This window comes from Nocardiopsis sp. iso_237 (assembly GCF_056173345.1).
Genome location: NZ_CM149669.1, coordinates 1,113,543 through 1,133,492 on the forward strand (window position 1 = coordinate 1,113,543; position 19,950 = coordinate 1,133,492).

16 protein-coding genes are annotated in these 19,950 nt (G+C 72.4%); 10 read left to right on the forward strand and 6 right to left on the reverse strand.

Annotation, left to right across the window (positions count from 1 at the left end; genetic code table 11):
• Positions 1 to 45: 45 nt before the first annotated feature.
• Entirely contained in the window at positions 46 to 693 is a 648-nt protein-coding gene (locus AC0VYM_RS05195) for a TetR/AcrR family transcriptional regulator (RefSeq protein WP_475459548.1), read from the reverse strand.
• A gap of 169 nt (positions 694 to 862) precedes the next feature.
• The gene (locus AC0VYM_RS05200) at positions 863 to 1,087 is read right to left on the reverse strand and encodes a hypothetical protein (RefSeq protein ID WP_475459550.1); all 225 of its coding nucleotides are present in this window, start codon (positions 1,085 to 1,087) and stop codon (positions 863 to 865) included.
• Positions 1,088 to 1,359: 272 nt separating this feature from the next.
• On the opposite strand from AC0VYM_RS05200, the gene moeZ reads away from it, so the two are divergent.
• From moeZ to AC0VYM_RS05225, 5 genes are all read left to right on the forward strand, one after another.
• Positions 1,360 to 2,523, forward strand: coding sequence for an adenylyltransferase/sulfurtransferase MoeZ (gene moeZ, locus AC0VYM_RS05205; protein WP_475459552.1), 1,164 nt, complete (start codon positions 1,360 to 1,362; stop codon positions 2,521 to 2,523).
• A gap of 163 nt (positions 2,524 to 2,686) precedes the next feature.
• Positions 2,687 to 3,073 (forward strand): SPW repeat domain-containing protein, encoded by a 387-nt coding sequence (locus tag AC0VYM_RS05210; protein WP_475459554.1) that lies wholly within the window; start codon positions 2,687 to 2,689, stop codon positions 3,071 to 3,073.
• 42 nt (positions 3,074 to 3,115) lie between these two features.
• On the forward strand, positions 3,116 to 3,466 hold the full coding sequence (locus AC0VYM_RS05215) for an MGMT family protein (RefSeq protein WP_475459557.1): 351 nt from the start codon (positions 3,116 to 3,118) through the stop codon (positions 3,464 to 3,466).
• Positions 3,467 to 3,552: 86 nt separating this feature from the next.
• Positions 3,553 to 6,711 carry an ATP-dependent helicase gene (locus AC0VYM_RS05220; RefSeq protein ID WP_475462947.1) on the forward strand — a complete coding sequence of 1,053 codons (3,159 nt, stop codon included), beginning with the start codon at positions 3,553 to 3,555 and terminating at the stop codon, positions 6,709 to 6,711.
• The gene (locus AC0VYM_RS05225) at positions 6,704 to 10,324 is read left to right on the forward strand and encodes a UvrD-helicase domain-containing protein (RefSeq protein ID WP_475459559.1); all 3,621 of its coding nucleotides are present in this window, start codon (positions 6,704 to 6,706) and stop codon (positions 10,322 to 10,324) included. Before AC0VYM_RS05220 ends, AC0VYM_RS05225 begins: the two co-directional genes overlap by 8 nt.
• Before the next feature lie 934 nt (positions 10,325 to 11,258).
• On the opposite strand, the gene AC0VYM_RS05230 is transcribed toward AC0VYM_RS05225, so the two are convergent.
• Entirely contained in the window at positions 11,259 to 12,590 is a 1,332-nt protein-coding gene (locus AC0VYM_RS05230; protein ID WP_475459561.1) for an HNH endonuclease signature motif containing protein, read from the reverse strand.
• 532 nt (positions 12,591 to 13,122) lie between these two features.
• On the opposite strand from AC0VYM_RS05230, the gene AC0VYM_RS05235 reads away from it, so the two are divergent.
• A complete protein-coding gene (locus AC0VYM_RS05235; RefSeq protein ID WP_475459563.1) occupies positions 13,123 to 13,362 on the forward strand; it encodes a hypothetical protein in 240 nt (79 codons plus the stop codon).
• Positions 13,363 to 13,436: 74 nt separating this feature from the next.
• On the opposite strand, the gene AC0VYM_RS05240 is transcribed toward AC0VYM_RS05235, so the two are convergent.
• Complete coding sequence (locus tag AC0VYM_RS05240; protein WP_475459566.1) at positions 13,437 to 13,973, reverse strand: EF-hand domain-containing protein; 537 nt, start codon at positions 13,971 to 13,973, stop codon at positions 13,437 to 13,439.
• A gap of 208 nt (positions 13,974 to 14,181) precedes the next feature.
• On the opposite strand from AC0VYM_RS05240, the gene AC0VYM_RS05245 reads away from it, so the two are divergent.
• Positions 14,182 to 15,297 (forward strand): TIGR03364 family FAD-dependent oxidoreductase, encoded by a 1,116-nt coding sequence (locus AC0VYM_RS05245; RefSeq protein WP_475462948.1) that lies wholly within the window; start codon positions 14,182 to 14,184, stop codon positions 15,295 to 15,297.
• Entirely contained in the window at positions 15,291 to 15,986 is a 696-nt protein-coding gene (locus AC0VYM_RS05250) for a phosphonatase-like hydrolase (RefSeq protein ID WP_475459569.1), read from the forward strand. The genes AC0VYM_RS05245 and AC0VYM_RS05250 overlap by 7 nt, the downstream gene beginning before the upstream one ends.
• Positions 15,987 to 16,061: 75 nt before the next feature.
• Here AC0VYM_RS05250 and AC0VYM_RS05255 read toward each other — a convergent pair whose 3' ends face one another.
• Positions 16,062 to 16,544 (reverse strand): SRPBCC family protein, encoded by a 483-nt coding sequence (locus AC0VYM_RS05255; protein ID WP_475459571.1) that lies wholly within the window; start codon positions 16,542 to 16,544, stop codon positions 16,062 to 16,064.
• A 329-nt stretch (positions 16,545 to 16,873) separates the two neighbouring features.
• On the opposite strand from AC0VYM_RS05255, the gene AC0VYM_RS05260 reads away from it, so the two are divergent.
• Both AC0VYM_RS05260 and nudC read left to right on the forward strand, forming a co-directional pair.
• Positions 16,874 to 18,256 (forward strand): dipeptidase, encoded by a 1,383-nt coding sequence (locus AC0VYM_RS05260; RefSeq protein WP_475459573.1) that lies wholly within the window; start codon positions 16,874 to 16,876, stop codon positions 18,254 to 18,256.
• A 128-nt stretch (positions 18,257 to 18,384) separates the two neighbouring features.
• Positions 18,385 to 19,335, forward strand: a complete 951-nt coding sequence (gene nudC / locus AC0VYM_RS05265; protein WP_475459575.1) for an NAD(+) diphosphatase — start codon at positions 18,385 to 18,387, stop codon at positions 19,333 to 19,335.
• A 143-nt stretch (positions 19,336 to 19,478) separates the two neighbouring features.
• Here the strand turns inward: nudC and AC0VYM_RS05270 are convergent, their stop codons facing one another.
• Positions 19,479 to 19,940, reverse strand: a complete 462-nt coding sequence (locus tag AC0VYM_RS05270) for an ANTAR domain-containing response regulator (protein WP_475459577.1) — start codon at positions 19,938 to 19,940, stop codon at positions 19,479 to 19,481.
• Positions 19,941 to 19,950: the final 10 nt, after the last annotated feature.

A 19,950-nucleotide genomic window follows, 5' to 3' on the forward strand; every position in this document is an offset into this window, starting at 1 on the left:
GAACACGATCGTGTTCCGGGGGCCGTGACGTGTGCGGCCCGGGGGTCAGTCCCCGGTCTCGTCCTCGTCGGCGGGCCGGGTCAGGTCCCAGCCGCTGATCCCGCGCCAGGCCAGCCGGGCCACCAGCTGCTCGGCGGCGTCCTTGGGGATCGCGCCGTGGTTGTTCAGCCAGTACCGGGCACTGGTCTCGGCCATGCCGACCAGCGCGATGCTGAGCAGGTGCGCCTCGTCGTCGGAGATGCTGGTGTCCTGGCGGATCACCTTGCCGATCAGCTCCGCGCAGCGCTGGAACGTCTGCTCGCTCTTCTCCCGGACGGCCGGGAGATTGCGCAGGTCGGACTCGAAGACCAGCCGGAACGCCTCTCCGTCGCCCGCGACGAAGTCGAAGTAGGCCTGGAAACTGGCGGTGACGCGCTGACGGTTGTCGTCGGTGCTCTCCAGCGCCTCCCGCTGCTTCTCGACCAGGGCCTCGGAGTGTTCCTCCAGAAGGGCCAGGTAGAGCTCCAGCTTCCCGGGGAAGTGCTGGTACAGGACCGGCTTGCTGACTCCCGCGCGGTCCGCGATCTCGTCCATCGCCGCGGCGTGGTAGCCGCGGGCGACGAAGACCTCCTGAGCCGCTGCCAGGAGTTGGCGGCGGCGCCGGACCCGGGGCAGTCGCGTGCCCCGGGCGCGGGCGTCTGATGGAGCTGTCACACCCACACCCTCCGAACTCGGCATTGCAGATGCACGCCGTTCACCGGACATCTGCGTGGCTGACGCTGTCGGGCCCGGCCTCGGCTCTGTGACGCGGCCCGCAGCTTTTTTCTCATCCTACTCCGGCGTAGGTTCGGTGTGGGCGGTGAGGACGGAGGGACGCCCGTGGTCAGCGGCGTTCGTCCTCGTCCTGTCCGGCCTCCCGGACCTGCTCGATCACGTCGGCCTCGTCCGCCTGGTCGAAGTTCTCCTCCGAGGCCCGTTCGGTCCAGTCCTCACGGGGTTCGCCGTCGTCCGCCCGTTCGCGCTGCTCGGCCGCGTCGGCCTCGGGCACCGCCGAGGCGGGGTCCTCCTCCACGGGGGCGGTGCGTCGGTTCCCACTGTCAGTTGCCACCGGGTCCTCCCAACATCGTCGCGGAGCGTACGAGTGACACTACCCGCGCCGGGTGTCGGGGCAAGGGGAGCCGCGCGGCCGACCGCCGCGCACCGCGTGGAATGAACTCCCGGGCCTCGGTGGTTGACGGAGGTCAGGAAGCGACGAGTACCACGCCCACCCGGGGTGGGAATGGAATACCCCACCCGTTAGGTTGGGTATAACTGCAAGCAGCTCCGCGCACCGCCCCCCAGGTGGACGCGGAGCGATCCGAACAGTCATGAGGAGTCACCGTGTCGCTGCCGCCGCTGGTCGAACCAGCCGCCGAGCTGACCGTGGACGAGGTGCGCCGCTACTCGCGCCACCTGATCATCCCCGACGTGGGCATGGACGGCCAGAAGCGCCTGAAGAACGCCAAGGTGCTGGTCGTCGGCGCGGGCGGTCTCGGTTCCCCGGCCCTGCTCTACCTGGCCGCCGCCGGTGTGGGCACGCTCGGCATCATCGACTTCGACGTCGTCGACGAGTCGAACCTCCAGCGTCAGATCATCCACGGGCAGAGCGACGTCGGCCGTCCCAAGGCGGAGTCCGCCCGGGACAGCATCAAGGACGTGAACCCCAACGTCGAGGTCATCCTGCACCAGGACCGCCTGGAGTCCGACAACGCGTTGGACATCCTCGCGGGCTACGACCTGATCCTGGACGGCACGGACAACTTCGCCACCCGGTACCTGGTCAACGACGCCGCCGTCATCCTGAACAAGCCCTACGTGTGGGGTTCGATCTACCGGTTCGACGGTCAGGTCAGCGTCTTCTGGAACGAGTACGGGCCGCAGTACCGCGACCTCTACCCGGAGCCCCCGCCGCCCGGCATGGTCCCCTCCTGCGCCGAGGGCGGCGTCCTGGGCGTGCTCTGCGCGTCCATCGGCTCGGTGATGGTCAACGAGGCGATCAAGCTCATCACCGGCATCGGTGACCCGCTGGTCGGCCGCCTGCTCATCTTCGACGCCCTGGAGATGACCTGGCGCGAGGTGAAGGTCCGCAAGGACCCGGACACCGAGCCGGTCACGGAGCTCATCGACTACGAGGCCTTCTGCGGCGCCGTGTCCGAGGAGGCCACCGAGGCCGCCTCGGGCTCCACCATCACCGCTCCGGAGCTCAAGGAGCTGCTGGACAACAAGCCCGACGAGATCTTCCTCGTGGACGTGCGCGAGAAGAACGAGTACGAGATCGTCAGCATCCCGGGCTCCACGCTCATCCCCAAGGGCGAGTTCCTCAACGGCAAGGCCTTCGAGCAGCTGCCCCAGGACAAGCGCGTGGTCCTGCACTGCAAGTCCGGCGTGCGCTCGGCGGAGGCGCTGGCCGCCGTGCAGGCCGCCGGGTTCTCCGACGCCGTGCACGTGGGCGGCGGCGTGCTGGCCTGGATCAACCAGGTCGACCCGAGCCTGCCCGAGTACTAGCGAACCGAGAGGGCGGCGCCGGAGCACCGGCGCCGCCCTTCGTGTTTCCGGGTGGAGTTTTCCCTGGCCCGAAGCCCTACCAAGTGGGATAGACGGGTACGAATCACGCACGGGGCGCGCTGCCGACCCTCGGCACCGGCCCCTGCCGCGAGGAGGTGGCGTGATGCGTGAGAAGGGACGCTGGGCGGACGTGGCCACGGTCGTCCTCGGACTCGCCGTGGGTCTGAGCTGGGTCGGGCACGGGATGTACGGCTTCTCCGGGGCGACGTTCCTCCTGGTGGGCCTGGCGGTCATCGTCATGGCCACGATGTCCCTGACCAGGCCCGGAGCGCTGGTGACCGAACTCGGCGTGACGGCGGCCGGGGTCCTGCTGTTCGTCCTGCCGTGGGCGCTGGGCTACACCGACGTCCTGGGGGCCGCGATCACGGCGTGGGTGGGTGGCGCGATCATCGCCGCCCTGGGCGCCTACGGGCTGGTGCAGGCCCGCGCGGCGCGCAGGCGCGACCCGGAGCTGGCGTGGGGCACCCACATGAACGTCGTGTCCGAGTAGCCGACGCCGACGGGTGTCGGCGGGGGTGGATAGGCTCGGCGCATGGTCGAGCCCCACCCCCGAGAACCCGGCGAGGACGAGTCGGAGCCCGTCGACGAGTACACCGAGGAGGTCCTCTCGGTGGTCGAACGGATCCCGCCGGGCCGGGTCATGAGTTACGGCGACATCGCGGAGTACGTCGGTCGGGGCGGCCCCCGGCAGGTGGGGTCGGTGATGTCCCGCTGGGGCGGGGCGGTGCCCTGGTGGCGGGTGGTGCGCTCGGACGGGCGCCCCGCCGAGGGGCACCTCGTACGTGCCCGATCCCACTACGCGGCCGAGGCCACACCGATGCGCCCGAGCGGCGACCGGGTGGACATGCGGGAAGCCCGATGGGACGGGGGAAGCGGGGCCTGACGGGGGTGCCGGGCGCCGCCGTGGCGTCCGCGATGGTCGTCGACCTCTGGTGAACTGGAGGCGTGAACACATCCCCGTACCGTCTTGTGCGGCGCGCCCACCAGGTGCTGCCGCCTCCGGTGCTGGACGAGAACCAGCAGCGCGTGGTCGACCACCCCGGCGGTCCGCTCCTGGTCCTGGCCGGTCCCGGGACCGGCAAGACCACCACCATCGTCGAGGCCGTGGTGGACCGGATCGACAACCGGGGCGTGGACCCCTCCCGCATCCTGGTGCTCACCTTCAGCCGCAAGGCCGCCCAGGAGCTGCGCGAGCGCATCACCGGCCGCCTGCGGCGCACCACCAGGGAGCCCCTCGCGCTCACCTTCCACAGCTACGCCTACGCCCTCATCCGCCGTGAGTTCCAGCGGATGGGCGACGCCCCGCCCCGTCTGCTGTCCGGGCCCGAGCAGCTCATGGAGGTCCGCGAGCTGCTGAACTGGGAGTTCCAGGACGGCGCCGAGGAGTGGCCCGAGCGGCTGCGCCCGGCCCTGGAGACACGCGGGTTCGCGGAGGAGCTGCGCGATTTCCTCATGCGCGCCCAGGAACGCGGGCTGGGCCCCGCCGAGCTGGCCCTGGCCGCCGCCGAGCGCGACCGCGACGACTGGACCGCCGCCGCCGGGTTCCTGTCCCGGATGAACGGCCGCTTCGACATCGCTCCGGTCCCCACGCTGAACTACGCCGAGCTCGTGCGGGTGGCCGCGAACATGCTCTCCGACCCCGAGGTGCAGGAGCGCGAGCGCGCCGCCCACGAGGTGGTCTTCGTCGACGAGTACCAGGACACCGACCCGGCCCAGGAGGAGCTGCTGCGGGCCCTGGCCGGGGACGGCCGCGACCTCGTCGCGGTGGGCGACCCCGACCAGTCCATCTACGGCTTCCGCGGCGCCGAGGTGGACAACATCCTCGACTTCCCGCGCCGCTTCCCCACGCTGCGGCGCGCAGACGCCCCGGTCGTGGCGCTGCGCACCTGCCGTCGCAGCGGCTCCGTCCTCCTCGCGGCCTCACGCGGCCTCACCCGCCGCCTTCCCGCCGTGGCCTCCGCTCGGGGCCGGGTCAACGCGCACCGCGACCTCGTTCCGGCCGAGGGCGTCCCGGACGGCGAGGTGCACGTCCTCATGGCGGACAGCTCCACCCAGGAGGCCGCGGTCATCGCGGACACCCTGCGCCGCGCCCACCTGGTGGACGGGGTGCCGTGGTCGGACATGGCCGTCCTGGTGCGTTCCTCCAGCCGCCAGCTCCCGGTGCTGCGCCGCGCGCTCGCCGCCGCCTCGGTGCCGGTGGTCGTGGGCTCCGACGACCTCCCGGTGGCGGCCGAGCCCATCGTCCGCCCCCTGCTCGGCCTGATCCGCCACGGCCTGCGCCCCGAGGAGCTGGACGACGACGCCGCCCGCGAGCTCCTGATGAGCCCCTTCGGGGAGGCGGACTCGGTGCGGCTGCGCCGACTGGTGCGCGCCCTGCGCCGCCTGGACCTGGACCGGGTCGCGAACGCGGAGACCGACGAGACCACCGCCGGGACCGAGGACACCGGATACCGGCCCTCCGCGCGGCTCCTCGTGGACGCCCTGCGCGACCCCGGTGAACTCACCCTGGTGGACCCCGCCGTGGCCGCCCCGGCCCTGCGCGTGGCCAACGCCCTGCGCACCGTCCGGGAGCTGGCCGCCAAGGGCGCCGACGCCGAACAGGTCCTCTGGGAGCTGTGGCGGGACAGCGGCCTCGCTGACCGCTTCATGCGCGCCAGCCTGGCCGGGGGCCGCCGGGGCGCCGCCGCCGACCGCGACCTGGACGCCGTGGTGGCGCTGTTCGAGAGCGCGGCCCGCTACTGCGACCGCCTGCCGCCGGGCACCCCGGACGGGTTCCTGGAGGACCTGGCCGCCCAGGAGATCCCCGGCGACAGCCTCGCTGAGCGCGCCCCCGAGGGCGAGGCGGTGCGCATCCTCACCGCACACCGCTCCAAGGGCCTGGAGTGGGGGCTGGTCGTCGTCGCCGGCGCCCAGGAAGGAGAGTGGCCGGACCTGCGGCTGCGCGGTTCCCTGCTCGGCGTGGAGGAGCTGGTGGACTCCGGCAGCCACGCCGCCGACTCCTTCGGCGCCGCCCTGGCCTCCAAACTCCTGGACGAGGAGCGCCGCCTGTTCTACGTGGCCCTCACCCGGGCCCGCCGCTCCCTCTACGTCACCTGCGTGGGCGGTGACGACACCGACGAACGCCCCTCCCGCTTCCTCAACGAGATGGGCCTGGGCGACCCGGAGCCGGTCAGCACCGGCCGCCGCTGGCTCTCCCTGCCCGCGCTCGTCGCGGACCTGCGCTCGGTGGTGACCGACCCCGAGGCGCCCGACCCCCTGCGCACCGCCGCCGCCGCGCACCTGGCCCGCCTGGCCGAGGAGGGCGTCCGGGGCGCCGACCCGGCGGAGTGGTACGCGCTCACCCCCTTCTCCGACGCCCGACCGCTCTCCGACCCCGAGGACACCATCCGGGTGTCCCCCTCCCAGGTGGAGAGCTTCACCAACTGCCAGCTGCGGTGGCTGCTGGAGCGCGCCGCCGGGGCCTCCTCGGGCGACTCCGCCTCCGCGCTGGGCACCGTCGTGCACGCCGTCGCCGTCCTGGTGGCGGAGGGCGGCACCGCCGAGGAGGTCGGCGCCCGCATGGACGAGATCTGGGCCGACCTCGACTTCGGCGGCCCCTGGCAGTCCGACAAGCAGCGCGACCGCGCCGACGAGATGGTCCGCAAGTTCATCACCTGGGACGCCGTCAACGACCGCGAACTGGTCGTCACCGAGGAGGGCTTCAAGGTGGACGTGGGCGGGATCGAGATCACCGGCCGCGTGGACCGCCTCGAACGCGACTCCGACGGCCGCGCCGTGGTCGTGGACATCAAGACCGGCGGCACCAAGGCCGACGACCTGGCCCGCCACCCCCAGCTCGGCGTCTACCAGATGGCCGTGCTCCGGGGCGCCTTCGCCAAGCTCGGCCTGGCCGAACCCGGCGGCGCCGCCCTCGTCCAGGTCGGCAAGGCCGCACTCAGCAAGAAGGCGCGCGAGCAGGCCCAGCCCCCGCTGGGCGAGGACCCCGACCCCGGATGGGCGCAGACCCTCGTCCGCGAGGTCGCCACCGGCATGGGCGGGTCCCGCTTCGCCGCCACCCGCAACACCGGGTGCAACGCGTGCGCCGTGCGCGCCTGCTGCCCGGTCCAGGACGAGGGCCGACATGTCTGAACCCATCCCCGGGACCCCCGCCTCCGCATCCCCCGACCCCCACAGGCCCCGCTTCAGCCCGGCCGAGCTGGCCCGGCTCCTCAAGCGCCCCGAACCCACCGCCGAGCAGGCCCAGGTCATCTCGGCGCCGCTGGAGCCCGGGGTGGTGATCGCCGGCGCGGGTTCGGGCAAGAGCGAGACCATGGCGGCCCGCGTCGTGTGGCTGGTCGCCAACGGCCACGTGCGCCCGGAACAGGTCCTCGGGCTGACCTTCACCCGCAAGGCCACCGCCGAGCTGGCCGAGCGCGTGCGCAAGCGCCTGGAGCAGCTGCGCGACACCGAGCAGTTCCCGGACGAGCTGCTGGACGGCGAGCCCACCGTCTCCACCTACAACTCCTACGCGGGACGGATCGTCGCCGACCACGCCCTGCGCGAGGCGGTCGAGCCCACGTCGCGTCTGCTCAGCGAGGGCCAGGCCTGGCAGCTGGCCGCCCGGATCGTCGGTGAGTACGACGGCCCCATGGAGCACGTGAACGTCGGCGCGGACACCGTCACCCGCCGGGTCCTCGACCTGTCCGGGCAGATCTCCGACCACCTCACCACCACCGACCAGGTGCGCGGCGTGGGCCGCTGGATCCAGGCCGGGGTGGACGCGATGTCGCGCAAACCCACCCAGCCCACCCGGGACCTGGTGGACACCCAGCGCCGCCGCGAGCAGCTGCTCCCGCTGGTGGACCGCTACGACCACGCCAAGCACGCGCGCGAGGCGATGGACTTCGGGGACCAGATGGCGTTGGCCGCCCGCATCGCCCAGAACCATGCCGAGGTCGGGCTGATCGAGCGCGGCCGGTTCCGCGTGGTGCTCCTGGACGAGTACCAGGACACCAGCCACGCCCAGCTGGTGCTGCTGCGGGCGCTGTTCGGTGAGGGGCACGCGGTGACCGCCGTGGGCGACCCCTGCCAGTCCATCTACGGGTGGCGGGGGGCGATCGCCGCCAACCTCACCAGCTTCCCCACCGACTTCCCGGTCGCGCCCGGACGCCCCGCTCCGGTCCGCCGCCTCACCTTCAGCTTCCGCAACGGTGAACGGGTCCTGCGGGTGGCCAAGCGCATCTCGGAACCGTTGCGCGCCGAGGCGGCCGACGTCCCGGTGCTGCACCCCAGCCAGGCCAGGCAGGGGCGCGGCACGGCACGCGCGGGGCTGTTCGCCACGGAGACCGAGGAGGCCGAGTGGATCGCCGACCACGTGCGGGACCTGCTCCGTGCCGACGCCGACCGGCCGGGTGGCCAGGTGTTCGCCCCGGACGGGCTGGTGTGGCCCGAGAGCGAGTCCGGCGGGGGGCCCGACGGCGGGGTCAGCCCCGGCGACGTCGCGGTGCTGTGCCGTAAGAGGTCCCAGTTCCCGCCGCTGCGCGACGCCCTGGAGGCGCGCGGCATCCCCGTGGAGGTGGTCGGCCTGGGCGGGCTCATGCTGGTGCCCGAGGTCCGCGACATCATCGCCACCCTGCGCGTGGTGCACGACGCCTCCGCCGGGAACGAGCTCGCCCGCCTGCTCACCGGTCCGCGCTGGCGGATGGGCCCCCGTGACCTCGCGGCCCTCGGCACCCGCGCCACCGAGCTGGCCCGGCACACCCGCCGCGACCTCACCGGACCGGCAGCGGAGGAGGGGGCGCACGAGGAGTCGGAGGACCTGCTGCGCCGCACCGTCCTGGACCTCACCGCTGAGAGCGGCAGTCTCGTGGACGCCGTCGACGACCCCGGTCCCGCCGAGAACTACTCGGAGACCGCCTACGAACGCCTCGGCCGTCTCGCGGAGGAGCTGCGCACCCTGCGCAAGCTCGTGGGGCAGCCGCTGCCGGACCTGATCACCGAGATCGAGCGGATGCTGGGCCTGGACATCGAGGTGGGCGCCCGCACCAACCGCGACCCCCTCTCGGCCCGCGCCGACCTGGACGCCTTCGTGGACCACGCCGTCCGCTTCGTCGGCAACTCCGAGGACCCCACCCTGGGGAGTTTCCTCGGCTACCTCAACGCGGCCGAGGAGAACGAGAGCGCCCTCAGCCCGGGGGAGCGCGTGGGCGGCTCGGACAGCGTGAAGCTCATGACCATGCACGGCGCCAAGGGCCTGGAGTGGCCCGTGGTGATCGTGCCCGGGGTGAGCGCGGGAGCCCGCGCGCCGCTCTTCCCCGCCAAGGCCCGCGACTCCCACGCCTGGCTGAAGGCCGACCACCAGCTGCCGTACCCGCTGCGCGGCGACCGCTCCAGCCTGCCCACGTTGCGCGGGGTCGAGAAGGAGGACATCGCCGCCTTCAAGGAGGCCGAGGAGGCCCGCCACCTGATGGAGGAGCGGCGGCTGGCGTACGTGGCGGTCACCCGGGCCTCCTACGAGCTGGTGTGCACCGGTCACTGGTGGGGACGGACCGGCAGTACCCCGCGCGGGCCCTCGGAGTTCCTGGAGGAGATCCGGGAGGCCTGTGAGCAGGGCGCCGGGGGAGTGGTGCGCTGGGATCCGCCGCCGGACCCGGAGGACACCAACCCGCACGACGAGGAGGAGTCCTCGGCGGTCTGGCCGCCCGAGGACGTGCCCGCCGCCTCGGGTTCCGCCGAGCCCGCCCCGGTGCTGCTGCCGGTCCCGGCCGTGCCGGAGCCCGTGCCGGACTTCGAGTTCGGCCCGGAACCGGACTTCGAGTACGAGCCGGAGTACGACCCCGAGTTCGACGAGGTCCCGGCGCCCGACTTCGACGCGATCGTCGAGCCCGAGCCCGACCTGGACCCGGATTCGGTACCGGAGCGCGAGCCGACCCCGGGGGAACAGCCCCCCGCCGACTCCCGCCGTGCCCAGATCCTGGCCGGTGCGGAGCTGGTCGAGCAGGCGCGTGCGCGTCTGCGTGAGGGGAAACCGGCCGGGCCGAGGAAGCCCCCCGAGGGGCTGCGCCGCAGGCTCCAGGGCTGGGAGCGCGACACCGAACTGCTGCTCGCCCACCGGGACCGGGCCGCCAAGGGTCCGGGGGAGGGGCCGGTCCAGGTGGAGCTGCCCGACCACCTGTCCGTGTCCTCCATGGTCTGGCTGGCGCGCGATCCCTCCGCGCTGGCCCGGCAGATCCGCCGTCCGTTGCCGAGGCCACCCGCGCCGCACACGCGCCGGGGCACGGCCTTCCACACGTGGTTGGAGCAGCGGTTCGGCCACAACGCGACGCTGCTGGACGAGTTGCCGGGGGCCGCCGACGAGACCGCCGGTGAGGACGAGGACCTGGCCGAACTCCAGCGCCGGTTCGAGGAGAGCGAGTGGGGCGCGCGGATTCCGGCCGAGGTCGAGGTGCCGTTCGAGACGGTCATCGGTGACCGGCTGATCCGTGGCCGGATGGACGCGGTGTTCCATGACGCCGAGACCGGGCGGTACGACGTCGTGGACTGGAAGACCGGTCGGCCGCCGGGTAACGACGTCGAGCGTCGGGCGGTCGGCGTGCAGCTCGCCGCCTACCGTCTGGCCTGGGCCGACCTGGCCGGGGTGGAGCTGGAGGAGGTTCGCGCGGCGTTCCACTACGTGCGGGCCGGGGAGACCGTGCGCCCCGCCGACCTGCTGGACGCGGATGGACTGGCGGCCCTGATCACCAATATCCCCGAACCCTGCTGAGCGCTCGGGCGATGCCCCCGGACATGACGGAGCCCGATCCACTCGGACGGAACTGCGGCAGCGAGGGTGGGTGTGTCCCTGGGTCTGTGCGGAGCGGGCTTCGTGTTGCGGCTGGTCATTGACCCGGACGGAACTGCGGCAGCGAGGGCGGGTGTTTCCTGGGGTCTGTGCGGAGCGTGTGTCGTGTCGCGGCCGGTCACCCGCCCCAACGGAACTACGGCGGCGAGGGTGGGTGTGTCCTCGGCCCTGTGCGGAGCGTGCATCGTGTCGCGGCCGGTCATTGACCCGGACGGAACTGCGGCAGCGAAGGTGGGTGTGTCCCCAGCTCTGTGCGGAGCGGGCTTCGTGTCGCGGCCGGTCATTGACCCGGACGGAACTGCGGCGGCGAAGGCGGGTGTGTCCCCGGGTCTGTGCGGAGCGTGTGTCGTGTCGCGGCCGGTCACTCACCCCAACGGAACTGCGGCGGCGAAGGCGGGTGTTTCCTGGGGTCTGTGCGGAGCGTGTGTCGTGTCGCGGCCGGTCACTCACCCCAACGGAACTGCGGCAGCGAGGGTGGGTGTGTCCCCAGCTCTGTGCGGAGCGTGCATCGTGTCGCGGCCGATCTCCCGCCCCAACGGAACTGCGGCAGCGAGGGTGGGTGTGTCCTCGGGCCTGTGCGGAGCGTGTGTCGTGTCGCGGCCGGTCACCCGCCCCAACGGAACTGCGGTAGCGAGGGAGCGAGCGGGGTCGGGGTCGGTGGTCCGTAGGGCGGGACGTGCTGTCGGGGGGAGTGTTCGCGCCTGTCTGCGGGCCTGGACCCAGGGCTGTCACGCCCTGGGTGGGGGTGTCGGGTGTGGGCATGACGGGGTTCCTCTCACTCCAGGCACACAGAAGTGCGGGCGGGCGTGCAGAAGTGCGGTAGGGCGTGCGGGGGTAGGGGGCCGGGGTTCGGGGGTTATTCGCGGGGTGGGCGTGGTGCTGGCACCCGGCCCGGTAGGCCCGGTAGGCCTGGTGGGGTGGGTGGTCGGCCCCGGTTGCGGCCAGCCCACATCCTGCGGTCCTTGCGCAGCCCCCACCGGTGCTTCAACCGGTTATGAGTCGAGCACAAGGGCTGGATGTTGTCCGCGCTGGTACGCCCGCCCTGCCACCACTCCACGATGTGATCGGCCTGCGTCCACTTCAACGGCACATCACACCCGTACTGCCACGCGCAGGTGGTGTGCCCCAGGTACGCGGCTGCTTTGATCTGCGGGGTCGCGGTCCGGTACTCGTGCCCCACGTCCAGCACCGCACCACTGCGGTGCTCCACCATCAGGTGCCGCACCAGACTCTCCCCCAGCAGCTCCCGCACCGCGCTGGTGGGGACCACCCGCCCCTCCCGCGTGGTCGCCGGGTCCTGGCCTTCGTTCCCGGCCAGGGTGGTGGCGGGGATGAGGATGTTGATCAGCGCCGCCGGGGTGGAGGGCTTCTCACACCCCTGGTGGGTCTGGGCGTGGCCCACCGCGTTGAAGAACGCGTCATAGTCCCGCTGCGCCCGACCCACACCCTCCTCGGGGTGGTGCGGGTTGGCGTAACCCTCCAACACCGCTTCCAACCGCAGCGCGTCAGCGGCCGACCCCCACGCCTGGAACAGGAAACTCCCACCGAAGGTCCGTGACAGCATCGCGCCCCGCTCGGCGTGGGCGGCTTCGTGGTCGCGTTCGATCCGGTTCGGGTCGAGCCTGGCCCCCATCTGCAGGGCGGCCCTACCCAGCCCCGCCACGCAGGTGTGGGGGCGTTCCTGTTTGAAGGCGAGCAGCCCGTGTTCCATTTTCGCGCGGAACAGGTCGGGGTCGGGGTTGTCGGCGGGGTTCCTTTTCTCCACCGCCCGTTCCACCCCCGACACCACTGCGGCGGCTTCTCCGAAGGAAAGCTCACCCGCTTCCATGGCCCGCGTGGTTCCCGGGAAAGTCTCACGTATTGCGGAGCGTCCCACGGTCGCCATTTCGTTGGCCTGGGCGGCGGGAATACCGAAGGAGTGTCGTATCCACTTCGCCAGGTCGCGCTGACCACCCTCACCCAGAAGCTGCCCACTGGCCTCGATACGGGCCAGGGCGGTGACCATGTGGAACTTGATCTGGTCGAGCTCTTCCCACAGGCGGGTGGCCTGGTCCAGCACCTCGCCCTCACATCCGGGCGCCAGGTCGCGGGTGAAGAAGGCGGTGGCCTGTTCCCGGGCAGCGCGCACGGCCTCCTCCACCGGGGTGGACCCGGTGGAAGAGGCGGGTGCTGCGGGAAGGAGATCCATATTCCCATAGTAGGCCAATAGCTCTTTGTGGCACTATAGCCGAGTGGCCATAAAAGCGTTCCCATTGGCCAGGAGAAATGGTCGCCCGACCATTGTGGATAACCCCAAAAAGGTCGCACGGGTGTGCTACACAAACCCTCACCCGCCCTCGCTGCCGCTTTTCGCCACTCACCTTGACCAGCCGCGACACGAGGCCCGTTCCGCGCAGCCCCGGGACCGGACCCACCTTCGCTGCCGTCTTTCCTTGACCGGCCGCGACACGGCTCACCGTTCCGCGCAGACCCGGAGGAACGACCACCTTCGCCGCCGCTTTTCGCTGGCCACCTACCGGCCGCGACACGAAGCCCGCTCCGCACAGACCTGGGGCCGGACCCACCTTCGCTGCCGTCTTTCCTTGACCGGCCGCGACACGGCTCACCGTTCCGCACAGGCCCAAGGACCCCGCTTCCCTCATCGCCCCCTCCGCTGCCCGCCCAGCCTGCCGGACTGTCGCAACCCCGCTGAACAGGCGAGATCTGGTTACCTGGACCGCATGGTAACGAGCGGGAGCGAAGGCTGGACGCCGGACGCGGAGACCATCCTCTGGTGCTTCGGTCGCGCCAACCTGGACACGGTCATGTCGACGATGAGGAGCGACGCCTCCTCACGCCTTCCCGACCTCGAACCCTGGTCCGACGACACGTTGCGGACCATCGCGGACATGGCGATCGAGGCGACCCTCTTCGATCTCTTCCACCAGGCGCGGAAGGCGGGGAGCCGCTTTCCGGAGTGAGGGGTGAGAGGGGACTTCCGGACCAGCTCCTGCCCCGGTCAGCCGGGCGCGGACCACCTGACCGGGGCGGCGCACTAGACGATGCCGAAGACAAAGCCGCCGGGGGAGTCGATGTCGTCACCGAACAGGTACAGGCGGGCCGACTGCACGAACTCCTCGCGGCTCATGTCGCCGTCCCCGTCGGTGTCCACGTGGGCGAACCGCTTGCGGGCGTCCTCCTCCTGGGCGCCCAGGGCCTTGGCGTACACCAGGAACTCCTCCTGGCTGATGGTGCCGTCACCGTCCCCGTCCAGCAGGTCGAAGACGGCCTCCGCGACGGCCTCGGCCGTGTTCCACCGGCTCCGGTCCTCCGTGGCCTCCTGCATGGCGTCCACGAACTGCTCGCGGTTCAGGCGCACCTCGGCGGAGGTCCGCACCAGCGTGCCCCACAGGGACTCGTACGCCTCCTGGATCGCGACGGCCCTGGGCGCCGACGCCTCCATGCCGTAGCCGGACAGGTACCGGTTCACGAGCCTCTGGTAGTCCGCCCAGGTCACGGCCTGGTCGCCGTCGGTGTCCAGGGTGTCGAAGAGGTCACCGAACCTGGCGGCGATCTGGGGGTTGTTGCTCACGCGGGCCTCCTGTGCGAGTGGGCGGGCCTTTCCCGCCCCTTGACTCAGAGTCCCGGTCAGCGTAGAAGGTTCCCTGTTCACACGGGGTGTTCACGCGGAAACCGTCCCTCGCCCCGCCGGTCGGGACAGAGTTCGGGGCCGGTTCACCCGCGCTTCCCCGCCGGGAACCGGCCGCTCCACCCGCGCCCGCCACGCTCGGGGCATGAGAGTGATCATCGTCGGCGCCGGGGTACTCGGCACCATGCACGCCTGGCAGGCCGTCTCCCGGGGCCATGAGGTCGTCCACATCGAACGCGAGGCCGCGGCCCGGGGCGCCTCCGTCCGCAACTTCGGCCTGGTGTGGGTCAGCGGCCGCTCCTCCGGACCGGAACTGGAGACCGCGCTACGGGCCCGGGAACTGTGGGAGGGGATCGCTGAGCGCGTCCCCGACCTGGGCTTCCGCCCTTCGGGTTCGCTCACCGCCGTGACCACCGACGCCGAGCTGGCCGTGGCCGAGGCCGCGGCCCGGGGCCCTGAGGCGGAGCGGCGAGGGTTCGCACTGCTCACCCCCGACCGTGTCCGCGAGGTCAACCCGGCCCTGCGCGGGGACCTCCTCGGCGGCCTGTGGTGCCGCCGCGACGCCCAGGTCGAGCCCCGTGTGGCCCAGCGCGCCCTCCAGGCTGAGCTCGCCCGCAGCGGTCGGTACACCCTGCTCACCGGCCGGGAGGTCCGGGACCTCCCCGCGCCCGGGGCCATCCGCGACGACCACGGCGAGGTCCACCACGGAGACCAGGTCGTGCTCTGCACCGGCGCCTGGCTCGGCGGCCTGGTCCGCGAACTCGCGCCCGACCTGCCCGTGCGCCGGGTCCGCCTCCAGATGATGCAGACCGCCCCGCTGGACGAGGCCCTCACCACCTCGGTGGCCGACGCTGACAGCTTCCGCTACTACCCGGCCTACCGGGGCGCGGAGCTGGACGCCCTCAACGACGGGCAGCCCCAGCCGCCCACCGCCCGCGACCACGGCACGCAGCTGCTCATGGTCCAGCGCGCGGACGGCTCCCTCACGATCGGGGACACCCACGAGTACGCACACCCCTTCTCCTTCGACACCGTCGAGGACCCCTACGAACACCTCGCCGGGGTGGCCGAACGCCTCCTCGGCCGCCCGGTCCCGCCGGTCCGCCGCCGCTGGGCCGGGGTCTACGCCCAGTGCGTCGACACCGCGCGCGTCGTCCACCGCGCCCCCGTCGCCGACTCCGCGTGGCTGGTCACCGGGCCCGGCGGCCGGGGCATGACCTGCGCCCCCGCCCTGGCCGAGACCACCGCGGACCAACTGGAATGGTGACCATGACCGAGAACCCCGTCCGCACCGAACTGGTCGTGCTGGACATGGCCGGGACCACCGTCGCCGACGACGGCCTGGTCGAGCGCGCCTTCCGCGCCGCCCTGCCGGACTTCACCGAGTCCGACCTCGCGCACGTGCGCGCCACCATGGGCGAATCCAAGATCACCGTGTTCCGCCACCTCACCGGCGGCGACGAGGAGCGCGCCCGGGACGCCAACACCGCCTTCGAGACCGCGTACGCCGACCTGGTGGACCGGGGCCACTGCGCCCCGCTGCCCGGAGCGGAGCGGACCCTGCGCCGTCTGCGCGAAGAGGGCCGCGTCGTCGCTCTGACCACCGGGTTCGCCCGCGACACCCAGGACCGAATCCTCGCGGCCCTCGGCTGGCGGGACCTGGTGGACCACACCCTGTGCCCGTCGGACGTGGGCGGGCGGGGCCGCCCCCACCCGGACATGGTCCTGGCGGCCGCCCTGCGCGCCGGGGTCTCCTCGGTGGCGGCGGTGGCCGTGGCCGGTGACACCGCCTCGGACGTGCGCACGGGGCTCAGTGCCGGGGCCGGACTCGTCGCGGGGGTCCTGACCGGCGCCCACGACGCCGACACCCTGCGCGCGGCCGGGGCCACCCACGTGCTGGACTCCGTCGCCGCCCTGCCGGACCTGCTCACCGAGCGCGAGGCCGCCCGGGGCTGATCCCGGCCCCGGACACGCGGCGCCCCCGCACACCGTCGTCGCGGTGCGGGGGCGCCTGGTGCGGGTCCGTCCGGGTCAGGAGGCGAGGACGTCCTCGATCTGGCCCATGGCCTCCTGCATGCCCTCGGCCATACCCATGTCCAGCATCTGCTCCATCGCCTCCGTGGACGCGAAGGTGGTGCGCACGGTCATGCGGACGCCGCCGCCGTGTTCACCGATGTCCACCCGCACGGAGGCGACGGGCAGGTCGCCCGGGTCGCCCGGTGTCTCCCCGAAACCGTCCGTGAACTCCAGCGAACGCGGCGCCTCCACCCTCTCCACCTGCCACCATCCGTGGTGCTGGTCGCCCTCGGGGCCGGTCATGTAGTACGTGACGGCGCCCCCGGGCGTGAACTCGTGCAGGACCACCGTCGCCGGGTAGGTCGGCGGCCCCCACCAGCGCTCCAGCTGGCGCGGGTCCGACCACAGCTCCCAGCTCCGCTCCACGGTGGCGTGCAGGTCGCAGGTGAGCGTGAGGGTCTGGTTCTCGAAGTCCTTGTCAACACTGGTGACAGCCATCGGTTCGATCCCTTCGTGGTGGTCCGAGGCGCTACGCGCCGGGCGCCTCGGTCTGGTCGGAGCGCTCCGTCTCGGGCCGCGCCGTGATGATCGGCGGGGCCGGACCCGCACCGACAGCTCCCCCTCCACCGGTGGTACGGGATGTCGTCGCGCGTGGTCTCCGACAGGGCGTGGAAGATCAGGTCCACGCACTCGTCCTCGTTGGACGCACTGTGTACGACCCATCGTCGGCGCAGTCCACCCCCGTGACAAGGAGTCGCGAGGTCAAGTCCTCTTTGTCCAGGTTCTAAGGTCGATCCTGACAAGGATGTCTAGGACAAGGACGGCTGATGGACGCGCGCGCCTATATCGAGGCCCACCGGGACGAGTTCCTCTCCTCGCTCAAGGAGTGGCTGGCGATCCCCTCGATCTCCGCAGACCCCGAGCACCACGACGACGTGCGCCGTTCGGCCCGCTGGCTGGCCGACCACCTCACCGCCACCGGGTTCCCCACCGTCGAGGTCTGGGAGACCCCCGGCCTGCCCGCCGTGTACGCCGAGTGGCCGGCCGCCGACCCCGCAGCGCCGACCGTGCTCGTCTACGGCCACCACGACGTGCAGCCGGTGGACCCCCTGGAGGAGTGGGAGACCGAGCCCTTCGTCCCCACCGAACGCGGCACCTCCCTGTACGCGCGCGGCGCCTCCGACGACAAGGGCCAGGTCCTCTTCCATGCCCTCGGCGTGCGCGCCGCCCTGGCCGCCTCCGGCGGACAGGCCCCGCCGGTCACCCTCAAGTTTCTCGTCGAGGGCGAGGAGGAGTCCGGCTCCGTCCACTTCGCGGACCTCATGAAGGCCAACCGCGAGCGCCTGCGCTGCGACGTCGCCGTCATCTCCGACACCACCATGTGGGCGGCGGACACCCCGTCCATGTGCGTCGGCATGCGCGGCGTCACCGACGTCGAGATCAGCCTGTACGGCCCCGAGCGCGACCTCCACAGCGGCTCCTTCGGCGGCGCCGTGCCCAACCCGCTCAAGATCATGAGCGACGTCCTCTCCGGTCTGCACGACGCCGACGACCGGGTCGCGATCCCCGGCTTCTACGACGGTGTCGTCGAGGCCAGCGCCGAGGAGCGCGAGCTCATCGCACGACTGCCCTTCGACGAGGCCGAGTGGCTGGCCACCGCAGCCTCCACCGCCGCGCGCGGGGAGAAGGGGTACAGCACCCTGGAGCGCGTCTGGCTGCGGCCGACCGCCGAGATCAACGGCATGTGGGGCGGGCACACCGGCGCGGGCGGCAAGACCATCGTCCCCCGCTCCGCCCACGCCAAGATCAGCTTCCGCCTCGTCCCTGGCCAGGAACCCCTGGAGATCCAGGACCGCGTCCGCGCCTACGTGGAGGCCGCCACCCCCGAGGGCGTCCGCACCGAGCTGGAGTTCGGCGGGCCGGGCGTGCGCGCCTGCGCCTCCGACCTGTCCTCCACGGCCCTGAAGGCCGCCCGCTCCGCCATGGGGCGCGCCTTCGGCAAGGAGGTCCTCTTCACCCGCGAGGGCGGCAGCGGCCCCGAGGCCGACATCGCGGACATCCTGGAGGCGCCGCTGGTGTTCGTGGCCGTGGGCCTCAACGAGGACCGCATCCACGCCCCCAACGAGAAGGTCGAGACGCCGCTCCTGCTCAAGGGCGCGGAGAGCGTCGCCCACCTGTGGGAGGAGCTCGGCGCCGCCACGGACGCCTGAGCCCCCGCCCCGGATCCGTTCGCGGCCGCCGCAGTCCGGGCGGCGGCCGCGCGGGTTTGCCCAACGGGAGTGCGCGGACCCCCCGAAGGCGTTACACCTGGGGGAGAACCACCACGTCGGAAGGTCCCATGGAAACCGAAGCCACACCCCTGCTCGCCCGGTCCACCGTCGACCCCGCCGGACACCGGCGCGGAGACGACGCCTGGCTCGCCGCCGCCTGGGCCGACCCCGGCACCCGCGTCCTCGTCCTGGAGGGCGGAGAACCCGGCAGCTACGGCTGGCAGGCGCTCATGGCCAAGCAGTCGCGCGCCCTCGTCACCACCGGGCAGACCCGGGAACTGGTCCTGACCGACCCCCACCACGCGCCCCTGGGCGAGCGCTACCTCCTGGGCAGCGACGGCGACCGCGCCTACTTCGCCGTGCGCTCCCACCAGGAGCTGGAGCCCAATCCCGTCGCCGAACCCGCGTCCCTGCGCGAGGTCGGCGCGATCCTCAGCGACCACGACACCGGCCTGTTCACCCGTGCCATCGCCCTCGCCAACTGGAACGCCAGCCACGGCTTCTGCCCCCGCTGCGGCGCACCCACGCGCATCGAGAAGGCCGGTCACGTCCGCGTCTGCGAGGAGGAGGGCACCGAACAGTTCCCCCGGATGGACCCGGCCGTGATCATGCTGGTGCACCGTGAACGCGACGGCCAGGAGGAGTGCCTGCTCGGCAACAACCCCCACTGGGACGCGAAGCGCTTCTCCGTGCTGGCCGGGTTCGTCGACGCGGGCGAGTCCCTGGAACAGGCCGTGATCCGCGAGGTCGCGGAGGAGGCCGGCGTGGTCGTGGAGTCGCCCCGCTACGTGTCCTCCCAGCCGTGGCCGTTCCCGCGCAGCCTCATGATGGGCTACACCGCACGCGCGGTGGGCGAGACCGAACGCACCGACGACGAGATCGCGGAGACCCGCTGGTTCACCCGGGCCGCACTGGCCGAGGCCGTGCACTCCGAGGAGGTCAGCCTCCCCGGCCGGGTCTCCATCGCGCGCACGCTGATCGAGCACTGGTACGGCGCGGAGCTGCCCGGAGGCTGGTGAGCCGCGGCGACGGAACCGTCACCGCGCGCACGGGCGGACCGGAACCGCGGGCCGTCCGTCCCCCCGCACCGGACGCCCGCGGCCCACACCCTCGGGCCCGCTCCACCGGGACCCGCGACCCGGGCCGAGTCACCCGGGGCGGTTCAGGCGGTCCCGGTCCCGGTCAGCTCGTCCGGAAGGACGGTCAGCGGACTCGTGCTGCTGTCCACCACGTCCTGAGCCAGGTCGGCGACCTTCCTGCCACGCGACCTGGCCGAGGAGCGCAGTCTCTCGAACGCCTCGCGCGGCGGCATCGTGTGCCGCTCCGCCAGCACGCCGATGGCCTGCTCCACCACGACCCGCGAGTGCAGCGCGTGCTCCAGCTGCGTGATCGTGTGCCGCAGCCGCTCCACCTCGGAGGCCCCCTCCGGGGCCCGGCCGGGCGCCTGCGTGCGGGGACGGCCGGTCCCCGCCTCGGAGGTGAGGAGATCCGCCAGGACCATGGCGCTGACCAGGTCAGGCGCATCGTGCCCGTGCTGCTCGGTGCCCACGCGCCACCCGTTAGGGGTGCGCCGCACCACTTCGACGGTCACCGTGTCGGTGACCGCCACGTCATGAGGCCTCATATCGTCCCCC